The sequence below is a fragment of the Sorangium sp. So ce381 genome (genome assembly GCF_051473845.1).
In the GTDB taxonomy this organism is placed as follows: Bacteria; Myxococcota_A; Polyangia; order Polyangiales; family Polyangiaceae; genus Sorangium; species Sorangium atrum.
This window is the reverse complement of record NZ_CP150336.1, coordinates 8,390,442-8,403,760: the sequence shown is the minus strand read 5'-3', so window position 1 is coordinate 8,403,760 and position 13,319 is coordinate 8,390,442. Positions and strand designations below refer to the sequence as shown.

The window sequence follows — 13,319 nt, the reverse complement described above, 5'->3', positions numbered from 1 at the left end:
GCCTTGAGCCGGTAGGAAGCCGCTCGCCCGGCGCGGCGGCCGGGCTCGCCGGCCCGTGGAGCTGCGCTGGTCACCGCGCGCCCAGATCCTCGATACGGTAGCCGTCCGGATACGTGCGGTTCCTCTGCCGGGTGAGCAGGCGCGGCGAGCGCCGGCGCGGCATGGCCCGCAAGAGCGGGCCGCGCGCGCGGAGCGCCGCCTGCACGAGGCTGCGCAGCCCGGGCGGAGGCCGCGGCAGCCCGACGGCGTCGAGCATGCGATCATCGATCATCGCGTGGAGGACCGGCGCCCCGAGCGGCCATAGCGCTCTCGGCAGCGCCCAGCCCAGCACGAGGTCCCGCGTCGCGACGGCGAGCCTCCGGTTGTCCTCCGAGAACCGCAGGTGCTCCGCCTCGTAATCGAGGTTGAACCGCTCGAACGCCTCGTAGCTCGGCGGGATATCCTTGATGTTCATCAGCCCCCCGACCTGCTTCCAGTAATGGTACGCCGCGAGCTTCTCCTTTTCGAGCAGCGCGCGCCAGGCGAAGCGCTCGTTCCAGCGGATGGGCTCGAAGATGAACGTCGACAGCGTGTACAGGTACTCGTCGTTCGGGATGGCGTAACGCCCGTGCTGCCGGTTCATGCGCCGCAGCGCCGCCCGGCCGCGGTCGCTGTCGTATCCGTTCTCCAGCATCTCGGAGAGGATGAGGACCGTGTCGTCGTAGCGCTTCTGGGTGCGCTGGAGGAACTCCCCTGTCTGCACCAGGAGCGGTGTGCCCTTGGCGATCCCGAACACACGGAACAGCGCGAGCTCGAGGGCGTGCTGCGTGTCCCAAGGGAAATCATAGCACGTCGAGAGAAATGCGATCTCCTGATGATCCTTGACCGGATCCAGGTTTGCCTCGATGTGGTCGCGGATCGCATAACGCGATCGCGATTCGGGAGGGGCCCAGCGCATGGAAGATCTCCTGATGTGTATCCGCTCGATGACGCGTCCATTTCTATCATGCCTCGCGTATCCTGGCGGAAACATCGCTGAACAGATGAAGACGTCGGTCGTGGCGAGCGTGGCGAGACGAGGTGAGGTGCGGTTCACCGTGGAGCGCCGTGATCATGAGCCGTGATGCGGCGGCGGGCCCGCGGCGGGCGAGCCGGCTGGCCAGGCTCCGCGCGGCGAGGCCGCGGAGCGCGGCGCCGAGACGCTCGATCAGCTCGGCCTCGCGCTCGGCTTTCGGGCCTGCTTTCGCGCGCGCAGGCGCGTGCGCGGCCTGCGCGAAGGTGGCACGCTAGCGCCGTGCCGCCTGTCATCGACGACATGATCCAGGAGCTCCTTACACGCCATAGGTCGACCGGTCGGGTGGACCTCAACGACATCGCCGAAGTCGTCGACCGGCGGGCGGTCTCGTACGAGGAGGTGGAGTACATCATCGACCGGCTGGAGTCGGAGGGCCTCCGCGTCGCCGAGCCGCTCGATCGGGGCGATGTCGAGGTGCTCCGCGCCGTCCTCGCGGGCGCGAGGCGGCTCGCGGCCGAGCTCGGGCGCACACCCACGATCGGCGAGATCGCGCTGGCCTCGGGCCATGCCCCGCACACGGTGCGCCGGGCGCTGGAACAAGCGGGGCGTGCCAAGGCTTGTTGAGAGGAGGCGCGCTCGCCGCGCAGGACGCAGCGCGGCAAGCCATGGTGACGCGTGGGGACGACGAGGTGCGCGAGAGGTGGCAAGCCGGGGCAAGGCACGCAGAAGCGGAACGACGCCAAACAAAACGAAAGCGCTGCGCCGTTGAGTGCAGACCAGAGCTCTACATCAGTGTTACGATGGAGATGGAGGGGTGCTCTGTAGCCGTAGTCGATTGTTTCATCTACGCATCAGGGAAGGAAGGCTGGACCCGATGAACATCACGATCACGTTCCGCCATATGGTGGGTACCGACGCCGTGAAGAATTACGCCCATGAGAAGGTGGCCAAGCTCCAGAAGTTCCTTAGGCAGGCGATGACGGCGCAGGTCACCCTCTCCGTCGAGGGTCTGACGCACGTCGCCGACGTTCGCCTCTCCTCCGGCAGTCTAGCCTTCCATGCGACCGAGCGGGGTGAGGACATGTACGCGTCGATCGACATGGTCCACGACAAGCTCGAGCGGCAGATCCGGGATGGGAAGGGTCACACCATAGCGCGGAAGCGCGGCGGCACGAGCGCCGGCGAGTACGCCGTGGAGGTGGAGCGCGAAGCGGTGGCCGCGACGGGACGCACCCGATCGTGAGCCGCCGCGCGCGTCGCCCAGGCGCGGCGCGCGAACCGGAGCGAGGGCCGCCGCGCCCGCTGGCGCGGCGCGCTCCCATCCTGTGAGCCGCCGCTCCCGGGCGAGGTGGCGCGCTCCCTCCGCGTGAGCCGCCGCGGCGAAGGGCGCTCGTCTCCATCAGCTCACCCTGCGCATGCCCAACCTGCCCGGGGGGGCCTGCCTGGAGCGGCGCGGCGGTCGCCCAGCGATCGCGACGCGAAGAACGCGAAGAACGCTCCCTCCTGGGCCGCTCGCCGCGATAGCGTCCTTGAGTCGCGTACCCGAGGTCCCCAGGGTACGATGGCCACATCGGCTCGCTTGGCCCTGGCCGAGCGCCGCGCCGACCGTGCCACGTGCGCCGTTCCAGAGCCCTCTCACCTCGCCCGAGCGCCGAAATCAGCATGCAAGTCCGCGACATCTTGACCGCGCACCAGGTATCCGTCGCCAGCGAGCAGGAGGGGGTCGTCCGCTCGAAGGCGGACGCGCTCCGCCGGCTCGCCGCCCTGCTCGCGACAGGACAGCCGGGGGTCAAGGCCGACGACATCGAGCGGGTGCTCGGCGAGCGCGAGCGCCTGCAGTCCACCGGCGTCGGGAGCGGCGTGGCCATCCCCCACGGCGCGATGGAGGGCGTCGATCGGCTGATCGGCGCGGTCCTGATCTGCCCGAAGCCGATCGACTTCGACGCGATCGACGGGGCGCCGGTGTCCATCCTCGTCGCCGTGATCGGGCCGAAGCGCGCCACGGGCGAGCACCTGAAGACGCTGGCGCGCATCTCCCGCCTGCTGCGGGACGAAAGTTTCAGGCGGCGGCTGCTCGGCGCCTCGACCGGGCGCGCGGCGTTCGAGCTCATCGCCGCCGAGGAAGGGAGGTCGGTGTCATGAGCGGCCCGCGCAGCAGCGGACAGGAAGGGGAAGGAGGCGGCCGGATGCCCCCCTCCACCGGCGGAGGGCGGGCGGACCGCCCCGCCATCGCGGTGCGGAGCCTGATGGCCGACGAGGGGCTCGGCATCGATCTCACGCTCATCGCCGGCGCCGCGGGCCTCGACCGGCCCATCATGAACACCCGCATCCAGAAGTCCGGGCTCGCGCTCGTCGGCCACTTCCACGGCATCGTGCCGACGCGGGTGCAGATCCTCGGGCAGACCGAGCTCTCGTTCCTCCACAAGCTCTCCCGCGAAGACCGGCTCCTGTCGCTGCGCGGCTTCTTCGAGCTCGGCCTGTGCTGCGTCATCGTCACGCAGGGCGACCAGCCGTTCGAGGCGAACGGCTCCGGCATCGGGTTCGTCCCTGTGCCTGAGCTCGCGCAGTGCGCCGAGGAGACCGGGACGCCGCTCCTCGTCTCGGCCGTGCGATCGAGCGCCACGATCACCGCGCTGCACGCGCTGCTCGACGATCGCCTGGCGCCGCGCCTGCGCCTGCACGGCGTGCTCGTCGACGTCTTCGGCGTGGGCCTCCTTCTCATGGGGTCGAGCGCGATCGGCAAGAGCGAGTGCGCGCTCGATCTCGTGATGCGCGGCCACCGGCTCGTGGCCGACGACGCCGTGGAGTGCGATTACCGCCCGCCCGGCATGGTCTTCGGGGCCCCGGCGGAGCTCCTCCGGTACCACCTCGAGGTGCGTGGCCTCGGCATCCTCAACGTGAAGGACCTCTTCGGCGTCACGTCGATCCGCGAGCGCAAGCGGATCGACGTCGTGGTGAAGCTGGTCGAGTGGTCGAAGGACACCGAGTACGATCGGCTCGGGCTGGACGAGCGGTACCACACCATCCTCGGCGTGAAGATCCGGGAGCTCGTCATCCCGGTGCGCCCGGGCCGCGACATGGCGTCGATCCTCGAGGTCGCCGCCCGCAACGAGCTCCTGAAGAACGCGGGGTTCCACGCGGCCCGCGAGTTCTTCGGCAATGTCGAGGGCGAGCTGCTCCGCGAGCGCTCGCCGGAGGAGTCGTCGATCCCGCCGCCGGCGAGGCTCGCCGAGGAAGGCGCCTCGCGGAGCGCCGCGCCGCCCGGCCCGCCCCGGCCTCCGCCGCCCGGCCGCGGCGTGGACGCGCCGAACCCCCCGAGCAGCGCCTTCCGGCCGCCCGCCGATCGGGGCAGGCCGCCCCCTGATCGCCCGAGCTCCGGGTTCAGCCCCACGGAGTCGTCCGTGAGCCTGCCGCGGCCGAGGAGGCGAGGGTGAGCAACGCAGGCGATCAGCAGCAGCACGGCCTGCACGGGCCCGACGGCGTGCCGGGGCGCGTCGTCGTCGTCACGGGCCTCTCCGGCGCGGGCAAGTCGACGGCGCTCCACGCCCTGGAGGACCTCGGCTTCTTCTGCGTCGACAACCTGCCCACGTCGCTCGTGCAGCCGGCGGTCGAGGCGTGCGAGTCGGGCGGGATCACCCGGATCGGGCTCGGCATCGACGTCCGGGTGGGCTCCTTCCTGGCGGGCGCCACGGCGGCGCTCGACTCGATCCGGAACGGGCGGGACGTGGTGATCCTCTTCCTCGACGCCTCGGACGAGACGCTGCTCCGGCGCTTCAGCGAGACGCGGCGCCCGCACCCGCTGACGACCGGCGGCAGCGGCGCCATCGCGATGCTCGACGGCGTCCTCCTCGAGCGCGAGCGGCTCGCGTCGTTGCGGGCCAGGGCGACCATCGAGCTCGACACGACCCGGCTGTCGACGCACGACCTGCGCCGCGTCGTCATCGAGCGGCTGCGCCCTGCGAAGGTCGACGTGCCCCGGATGTCCACCCGGTTCGTCTCGTTCGGTTACAAGTACGGCATCCCGCTCGACGCCGATCTGCTCTTCGACGTCCGCTTCCTCGACAACCCGTATTTCGTCCACGGCCTCCGCGAGCTCACGGGGAACGACGAGCCGGTGCGGGAGTACATCCTGAAGAACGCGGATGCCCTCGAGTTCATCTGCAGGACAGAGCAGCTCCTCTCGTTCTGCATGCCGCGCTACGCCAGCGAAGGAAAGAGCTACCTCACCGTCGGCATCGGGTGCACCGGCGGTCGGCACCGCTCCGTCGTGCTCACCAACGCGCTCAGCGACAGCCTGCGCCGGAAGACGGGGCTGCCCATCACGGTCGTGCACCGGGACGTCGCCCGGGTGAGCGCGAGTGGTGTACCCTCGGGGGTGGGAGAGGGCATGGCCGGGGCGCCCGGCGTGGATCTCCGGCTGGCGCAGCCGGGAGCGACGCCGTCGGAGCCTCGCCCGGCGTCGGACACGAGCGTGACGGGGGGCGAGCGGTGACGACCGAGGCGGTAACGAGGCGGTTCACCATCATCAATGTGCGCGGGCTCCACGCGCGCGCCGCGACGAAGCTCGTGCAGCTCGCGGGGCGTTACGACTGCGAGATCTCGCTGACCGGGCCGGACGGGCAGTCCGCCAACGCGAAGAGCGTGATGGGCGTGCTGCTGCTCTGCGGCTCGATGGGCACGCAGATCGAGGTGAGCGCGACGGGCGATCAGGCCGCCGACGCCGTCTCCGCCATCGGCGAGCTGATCGCCGCGCGCTTCGGAGAGCACGAGTGACGCGCAGCCCGAGCGCGCTCTCGTCGGACGCCCCGGACGAGCATCCCGCCCCGGCCGACGCCGTCCGGAGCGACTCGGCGGCGCCCGGCGCCCGGGTCGACTCGATGCCGCCCGGCGCCCGGACGGAGACGCTGCGGGGCATCGCCGGGTCGCCCGGCGTCGCCATCGGCGCGGCCGTCGTGATGGGCGGGCATCGGACGAACCACCCGCGCCGCCGCGTCGGCTCCAGCGAGATCACGGCGGAGCTCGAGCGCTTCGAGGCCGCGGTCGAGCGCGCGCAGGACGAACTGCGCGACATGGCGAAGCGCGTCGGCGATCACCGCGCCGAGGCGTCGATCCTCGAAGCCTACCTGCTGATGCTCGGCGACGAGGCGCTCGCCGACGCCGTGAAGCGCCAGGTCACCGAGGAGCGCCGCTGCGCCGAGTGGGCGGTGGCGGCCGCGTGCGAGGCGATCGCGGGCCGCTTCGCCGCGCTCGACGACCCGTACCTGCGCGAGCGCAGCCACGACGTTATGTTCGTCGGCGAGCGCCTCCTGCGCGCCTTCAGCCTCCCGCCCCAGGAGCCGCCGTCGTCGCGCGACACCTCGCCGCTCTCCACGCGCAGCCTGATCGAGCTGCAGAACTCGATCGCCATGCCGGCGACGTTCGGCGCGGCGCTCCCGCGCTTCTCCGGGCCGACGATCCTCATCGCGCACGACCTGTCGCCGGCCGACACCGCGGCGATGGTCGACGAGCCGGTCGTCGGCTTCGTCACCGAGGTCGGCACCCGCACGAGCCACACCTCGATCATGGCGCGCGCGCTGGAGATCCCGGCCGTTGTCGGCGTCAGCGACGTGCTGCAGCGCGTGATCACGGGCGACGTCGTGGTGATCGACGGGCTGCGCGGCACGGTCGTCGTTCGCCCCGGCCCCGCCGAGCTCGCGGACGCGCGCGCCCGCGCCGAACGCTACGTCGCGCTCGGCAAGGAGCTCTCGGAGTCCAGGCACCGGGCCGCCCAGTCGAAGGACGGCGTCAAGGTGTCGCTCCGGGCGAACGTCGAGCTCCCTGCCGAGGCGATCCTCGCGCGCGACCAGGGCGCCGACGGCATCGGCCTCTACCGGACCGAGTTCCTCTACATCGACCGCTCGTCCCCGCCCTCGGAGGACCAGCAGTTCGAGATCTTCCGCGCCGTCGTCGAGGCGCTCCGCCCGAAGCCGGTCACGCTGCGCACCTTCGACATCGGCGGCGACAAGTTCGTCTCCACGTTCCAGGTGCCGCCCGAGATGAACCCGATGCTCGGCCTCCGCGCGGTCCGGCTCGCGCTCTCGCGCCCCGACGTCTTCCTCGAGCACCTCCGCGCCATGGTGCGCGCCTCCGCCTACGGCGACGTGCGGATCATGATCCCCATGGTCGCTGGCCTCGGCGAGCTCCGGCAGGTGCGCGCGCTGCTGCACCGCGCGCAGGAGCAGGTGCGCGCCCGCGGCCAGGCGTGCGCCGACGAGATCCCGCTCGGCGTGATGATCGAGGTGCCCTCGGCGGCGGTCATGGTCGACCATTTCGCGCGCGAGGCCGCGTTCCTGAGCCTCGGGACGAACGATCTGATCCAGTACGCGCTCGCGGTCGACCGCACCAGCCGCTCGCTCGCCTACCTGGCCTCGCCCTTCGATCCGTCGATCCTTCGGCTGATCACGAAGGTGATCCAGGCAGGCCAGGACTTCGGCAGGCCGGTCTCCCTCTGCGGCGCGATGGCGAGCGATCCGCTCGCCGCCCTGCTGCTGCTCGGCCTCGGCCTCCGCGACTTCTCGATGGAGGCGGCGGCGATCCCGGAGATCAAGGAGACGCTCCGGCGCATCACGGTCGCCGAGGCCGAGGCGGTCGCGGCCGAGGCGCTCGCCTGCGCGACGGCGGAGGAGGTCGAGTGCTGCGTCGCCGCCGCGTTCGCGCCGGACCTCTACGACCTGCTCACGGGAGAGCGCGCCACGCGGTGAGCGGCGTGCTCGGTGCGGTGGAGCCGACGCCTGCGGCGCCGGTCGCGTCCGGCGTGGCGCGCGCGCTGGCCGCCTGCGCGGTGGCGCTCGGCCTGTGCGCGGCGGGCTGCGAGGAGGAGGCGCCGCCGACGCGGCTCGTCGGCCAGGTGCACCTGACGCTGCTCCACACGTCGGACATCCACTCGCGGCTCTTCCCGTACAACCTGCAGCTCGGCCAGGTGGACGCGGGGCTCGGCCTCGGCGCGGCCACCTCGATCGCCAACGTCGGCGGCGCCGCGCGCATGTCCCATCTCCTCGGCCGCGAGCGCGCCCGGTCGTCGCGCGCGCTGCACCTCGACGGAGGAGACTGTTTCCAGGGGGCGCCGATCTTCAATTTCTACTCCGGAGAGGCCGAGATCCGCGCCCTCGGCGCGATGGGCGTCGACGCCATGATCGTCGCCAACCACGAGTTCGACCGCGGCGCGCTGAACCTCGGCATCCAGCTCCAGCAGAACGCCGGCTTCCCGGTCCTCGCGGCGAACTACCAGCTCGAGGACCCCGCGCAGCCCGGCGCCTCTCCGCTCGGCGCCATCCTGCAGCCGTTCACGGTCTTCGACCTCAAGGGCCTCAAGGTCGGCGTCGTCGGGATGGGCAACCTCTCCAGCCTGACATCGATCTTCGAGGCGCCGAACCGGCTCGGCGTCACCCCGCTGAACACGACCGAGGTCGCCCAGTTCTACGTCGATCTGCTCCGCCCCTCGGTGGACGTCATCGTCTTCGTCAGCCACCTCGGCCTCGACGGCGACGAGCGGATGATCGAGACCACGACGGGCATCGACGTCGTGCTCGGCGGGCACAACCACATCGTCCTGCAGCCGCCGAAGCGCGTCCGCGACTGCTCGCGGTACTACGACGAGGAGCAGCAGAGCCACTACATCCTCCTGAACGACGAGCGCTCCCCCGGGGAGGGCGCGAAGCGCCGGCGCTACTGCACGCCGCGCGACGTGGTGCTCGCGCACTCCGGCGCGTTCGCGAAGTTCGTGGGCCGGCTCGACCTCGTGCTGTCCAGGGACGCCTCCGAGCTCGGTGGCGGCTACGACCCGCTGAACGGCTTCGAGGTGCTCTCGGATCGGTACGAGCTCTTCCCGGTGACCGAGGACGTGCCCGCCGATCCGATCGTCGCCTCGGCGCTCGAGCCGTACGCGCAGGGGCTCGACGCGCTCGCGAACCTCGATCTCCTGGTCGGCTACGCGCCGGGCGGCTCCCGCGGCGCCTCGCCGAGCGGCGGCGACTCGCCGCTCGGCAACCTCATCGCCGGGGCGATGTGGCTGCGCCTCGGCATCCAGACCGACTTCGCGCTCACGAACACGACAGGCATCCGCGCCGACCTCGCGCCCGGCCCGGTGACGGTCGAGCAGATGTTCAACATCTTCCCCTTCGACAACTCGATCTCGAAGATGCAGCTCTCCGGCCTCGATGTGCAGGAGCTCTTCGACTTCGTGGCGCGCCGATCGAGCGGCCGCGGGTGCGTCTCGCAGGTGCAGATCGCGGGCGCGCGCGTCGTCATCGACTGCGCCGCGCGCGCCGAAGGCGGCGCCGCGCCGGGCGTCGCGACCCACGTGTACATCGGCGCGCGCCAGCCGGCGATCGCGTGCCCGAACGGCGACGCCGACTGTCCGGGCGGCGAGGTGGGCAGCTGCGACGTCGAGGCGAGCCGGTGCTGGCAGCCGATCGATCCGATCGCGAACTACGAGCTCGCGACGTCGAGCTACCTCGCCCAGGGCGGCAGCGGGTTCCGCGTGCTCCAGCGCAACACGACGCAGCTCGACACCCAGGTGCAGCAGCGCGACGCGCTGATCGACCACATCCGCGCGGGCAGCCCGTGCGGCGCCGACGAGCGCGGCGAGCTCGCGTCGTGCCGGCGGGACGCCGACTGCGCGGGCGTGGGCGAGGGCTTCGTCTGCGCGTGCCCCGAGTCGGTGGTCGAGGGGCAGGCCTGCAAGACAGGCGCCGCGCCGTGCTCCCGGGGCGCGTGTGTGCTCGCGCGTTGCCGCGACGACGTCGCCGCCTACCAGCGCGACGTCTGCGCCGAGGCCCCGACCGACTGGGTGCGGGAGAGGTGCGAGAGCGCGCTCGCCCCGTGCAGCGCCGCGGGCGAGCAGTGCAAGTACCTGGCGTGCGTCGACCGGCGGCTCGGCAACTTCTCCGACGGCCGCTTGCGGATGGTGGGCCAGTGACGCCGCGGGCGCGGCATCGAGCGGCGCTCGCGGCCGCCGCGCTCGCCGGGTGCAGCAGCGACTTCGAGCCGCCCCGGGGCGTCTCGAGCTTCTGGGTCCAGGTCGAGCAGGTGAACGGGGAAGCGCCGCCCTCCGCCGAGGCGCCGTTGCCGGCCAACCGCGGCGACACGGTGGACGCCTGGTCGTTCAGGATCGAGGCGCGCGACGCTGCCGGCCGCCGGGCGCCCTTCGGCAGCATGGTCAGGCTCAGCGTCGATCCCGGGGCGGTGCTCGACGTCGCGGCCGAGGACGAGGGCATCGCGGTCGGCCGCAACATCCGCCTGCGGGACGGCGTCGCCGAGGGGATCGCCCACGTGACGGCCGTCTACGGGCCCACCCGGCTGTGGGTCGAGGACGTCGGGTACCGGCCCGCGCCCCGGGGCGACCGCCCGGCGTGCGCCAACGGTGTCAACGATGACGCGCCGGGCGACGTGCTCGTCGATTTCCCTGCCGATCCCGGGTGCGCCTTCGCGGACGACGACACCGAGGAGGGCGGCTCCTTCAGCGCCGGCGTCTCGAAGCCGGTCGCTTACGCCGTGCCGCGCATCGCCGACGTGCAGGGCGGCGGCCCGGCGACGCCCTACCCGACCGAAGCGATGCAGATCAACACCGCGGCTCCCCAGCAGGTCGTCGTCACGCGTGTCTCGAGCGACGGCTTCTACGTCACCGATCTGACGGGCCAGGGGAGCGGCTTCAACCACCTCTTCGCGTACAATTTCAACACACCTTCCAACATGCGTGTCTGCGATCGGCTCGAGTACCTCGCCGGCACCGTCGACGAGTTCTTCGGCTTCACCGAGCTCTCGTTCCCTTCGTACGAGATCGCGCGCGTGCAGGGAGGAGCGGAGTGCCTGGTCCCGGAGCCGACGGTGCTCGATGGGCCCACGATCGCCGGCGACTCGACCATGGAGCGCCTCGAGAGCGGGCTCGTGCGCGTCGAGGGGTTCCACATCGGCGAGCGCTTCGGTCCTAGGCCCGCGATGGACAACGTCTTCGCCGCGGAGCAGTCGAACTGCGATCTGAACGGCGACGGGCGGGTGGATTTCGACAGCCAGGCCGAGCGGAGCTGCGCGAACGCGTGCTCGGCCGACCCCGAGTGCAGCGAGTGGACGAGCTACGCCGCGCGCGGCAACTACAAGATCACGGACGGGTCGAGCATGATCCAGATCCAGACGGGCACGGTGAGCGCCTTCGATCCGACGTCCCACCGGGGCGAGGTGATCGACGCGGTGACTGGCACGCTCCGGAACTTCTCGGGCGGCTCGCTGAACTGGACGATCGAAGCCCGCTGCCCGGACGACCTCGTCTGCGCGGCGCCCGGCTGCGCGCCCGCAACGAAGCCCTCGAAGGAGGCCTGTGTCCGGACGCGCAGCCTCGACGACAACGACGCCGAGACCAACTAGCCACCTCTCTTCACCTTCGCCGCGGTCGCGCCGCGCCCGCCGGATCCCCCAGGCCCACGAAAGCCACCTCTCGACATGCACCGAAGCGCGCTCCTCGCCCCTGCTGTCTCCGGGGCCTTGCTGTTCACGCTCGCGCCGCCGGCGCTAGGGCAGCCGCAGCCGCCGCCCGGTCCTGCTGCGCCTGCGGTGCCGGCGCCAGCGCCGCCGGGCCCGGACCAGGCCGCGCCGGCCGCGGCGACGGCCGCGCCGGCCCCAGCGGCCGCCGCACCGGCCACGGCGTCTCCGATCTCGCAGCCCGCACCCGCGCCCGTCGTCCCCACCCTCCCACGGCTCGAGCCCTACCTGCCGCCGGCGGCCGAGGAGCCGCCCGTCCGCGTGGGGGACGCGATGGACACGCGCCTCACGTGGACGCTCGGGGACGACGATCTGCTCCACGACACCGGCCAGGCGCAGCCGCTCTCGCCGGACCTCAGCGTCGGCGATCGGAAGCAATACCGGCTCTTCTTCGACAACCTCAACTCCCGCTTCACCGGGCGCGAGAACCTGACGCACCTCGCGCTCTACAAGCGGATGCCGGGGTTCATCGAGCGGCTCGACACCGAGGCTTCGCTCGTCCTGCGCATCGACCTCGCCGCGCTGTCCAGGAACAACAACAACGTCAATCAGGCGTTTTACGACGCCGGATCGTTCATTCGCGCCTTCTATCACACCGATGGCAAGGAAGAGGGGAAGACCGGTATCGGCGTCACGCTCTGGCCCATCGACACGGACCGGTTTCGACTCGGCTACCTCTACGACATCTCGTGGGGCGGGACGAACGCCTCCGCCAACCAGTCCATCTTCCCGCGCATCATCGGAACCGCGCCCGGCGCGAAGGTCCAGTTCGACGCCGACCGGTTCAGCGTGTATGCCGGGTTCAAGGTCGCGAGCCTCACCCAGCTCCAGCATGTGCTCACCCCCGGCACGAGCGAGGTCGAAGAGATCCGGATCGCTCAGACCAACTGGGGCTTTCTCCTTGGCGGGGGCGCCGATCTCCACCCCTACGTCCACGTCGACCTCGGCGCCGGCTACTTTCAGCAGGGCCGCTTCGACTTGTCCGACGTCGTCGGTGACCCGGTCTACACCTACGGCGGCTCGGCCCGGATCGTCGCGCACGCGAAGAACGAGCCCATCCCGCAGTCGGTGGACTTCCTCCTCTATCGCAACGATCCAAACAAGCCGCAGATCCTCTTCAAGCCCGAGTTCTACACGCCGGGCAAGACGACATGGGCAGTGAGCCTCGAAGCGACGAACCTCTTCCAGAACCTCAAGGACTTCGAGTCTGCTGGCGCCACCACCCACCAGCCGGCACGCGCCGGCGCCCTCCAGGCGGTGGTCAAGTCCGGATACGCGCGCGCGAGCGTCACGGCCATCTACAGGGATCTGCCGTTCGTGCTGCGCAACCAGCCGAGCTTCATCCCCTTCCAGACGATCCCGAAGACCGCCCAGACCTCGACGGCCGACGAGCTGTTCTTCGCGCTCGCGGCCGACTACTACCTCGCGTCCGCGCGGCTCACGCCCGGCCTTGGCGTCGGCCTGCAGTTCCCCGCCGCGTTCAGGACGATGTCCATCGACGTCATGAGCGCGGTGATCGCACGCACGTCCGTCGTCCGGGACCAGGGCAATGTGTCGATCCTCCCCTACAACACCTCGGCTGTGCCCATCTTCCAGGCCCGCGTGAGCCTCAAGTGGGATATCAGCAAGATCCTCTCCGCGGTGGCGTGGGCGCAGTACGTGCGTGACAACAACGGCACGTTCATGGAGCGCGATCCCTCCGAGGGCACCGTGGCCCTGCGCACCTTCGTGAACCCCGACTTCTTCGGCCTCGGCACGAGCTTCGAGGCCCGCTTCTGACCCGACGCCCGCGATGCGCGCTGACCGCGTCGCC

The 13,319-nt window shown here is 71.2% G+C and carries 11 protein-coding genes; 10 read left to right on the top strand and 1 reads right to left on the bottom strand.

Features of this window, described 5'->3' with window-relative positions; all coding sequences use genetic code 11:
* Positions 1–70 precede the first annotated feature (70 nt).
* Positions 71–937, bottom strand: a complete 867-nt coding sequence (locus WMF29_RS31230) for an oxygenase MpaB family protein (RefSeq protein ID WP_437323781.1) — start codon at positions 935–937, stop codon at positions 71–73.
* 336 nt (positions 938–1,273) lie between these two features.
* Between WMF29_RS31230 and WMF29_RS31225 the strand changes: the two genes are divergently transcribed.
* The 10 genes from WMF29_RS31225 to WMF29_RS31180 all read left to right on the top strand — a co-directional run bounded on the left by WMF29_RS31225 (position 1,274) and on the right by WMF29_RS31180 (position 13,285).
* Entirely contained in the window at positions 1,274–1,618 is a 345-nt protein-coding gene (locus tag WMF29_RS31225; RefSeq protein WP_437323780.1) for a sigma-70 domain-containing protein, read from the top strand.
* A gap of 250 nt (positions 1,619–1,868) precedes the next feature.
* Positions 1,869–2,237 carry a ribosome hibernation-promoting factor, HPF/YfiA family gene (gene hpf / locus WMF29_RS31220; RefSeq protein ID WP_012238397.1) on the top strand — a complete coding sequence of 123 codons (369 nt, stop codon included), beginning with the start codon at positions 1,869–1,871 and terminating at the stop codon, positions 2,235–2,237.
* A gap of 419 nt (positions 2,238–2,656) precedes the next feature.
* Positions 2,657–3,136: a PTS sugar transporter subunit IIA gene (locus WMF29_RS31215; RefSeq protein WP_272094690.1), complete on the top strand. Its 480-nt coding sequence runs from the start codon at positions 2,657–2,659 to the stop codon at positions 3,134–3,136.
* Positions 3,133–4,428 carry an HPr(Ser) kinase/phosphatase gene (gene hprK / locus WMF29_RS31210; protein ID WP_437323779.1) on the top strand — a complete coding sequence of 432 codons (1,296 nt, stop codon included), beginning with the start codon at positions 3,133–3,135 and terminating at the stop codon, positions 4,426–4,428. Before WMF29_RS31215 ends, hprK begins: the two co-directional genes overlap by 4 nt.
* Positions 4,425–5,486, top strand: coding sequence for an RNase adapter RapZ (rapZ, locus tag WMF29_RS31205; protein WP_437323778.1), 1,062 nt, complete (start codon positions 4,425–4,427; stop codon positions 5,484–5,486). Before hprK ends, rapZ begins: the two co-directional genes overlap by 4 nt.
* Positions 5,483–5,767, top strand: a complete 285-nt coding sequence (locus WMF29_RS31200) for an HPr family phosphocarrier protein (RefSeq protein ID WP_272094687.1) — start codon at positions 5,483–5,485, stop codon at positions 5,765–5,767. Before rapZ ends, WMF29_RS31200 begins: the two co-directional genes overlap by 4 nt.
* Complete coding sequence (gene ptsP / locus WMF29_RS31195; RefSeq protein ID WP_437323777.1) at positions 5,764–7,734, top strand: phosphoenolpyruvate--protein phosphotransferase; 1,971 nt, start codon at positions 5,764–5,766, stop codon at positions 7,732–7,734. Before WMF29_RS31200 ends, ptsP begins: the two co-directional genes overlap by 4 nt.
* Positions 7,731–9,950 (top strand): bifunctional metallophosphatase/5'-nucleotidase, encoded by a 2,220-nt coding sequence (locus WMF29_RS31190; RefSeq protein ID WP_437323776.1) that lies wholly within the window; start codon positions 7,731–7,733, stop codon positions 9,948–9,950. Before ptsP ends, WMF29_RS31190 begins: the two co-directional genes overlap by 4 nt.
* Positions 9,947–11,392, top strand: coding sequence for a hypothetical protein (locus WMF29_RS31185; RefSeq protein WP_437323775.1), 1,446 nt, complete (start codon positions 9,947–9,949; stop codon positions 11,390–11,392). The genes WMF29_RS31190 and WMF29_RS31185 overlap by 4 nt, the downstream gene beginning before the upstream one ends.
* 75 nt (positions 11,393–11,467) lie before the next feature.
* Entirely contained in the window at positions 11,468–13,285 is a 1,818-nt protein-coding gene (locus WMF29_RS31180) for a hypothetical protein (RefSeq protein ID WP_437323774.1), read from the top strand.
* Positions 13,286–13,319: the final 34 nt, after the last annotated feature.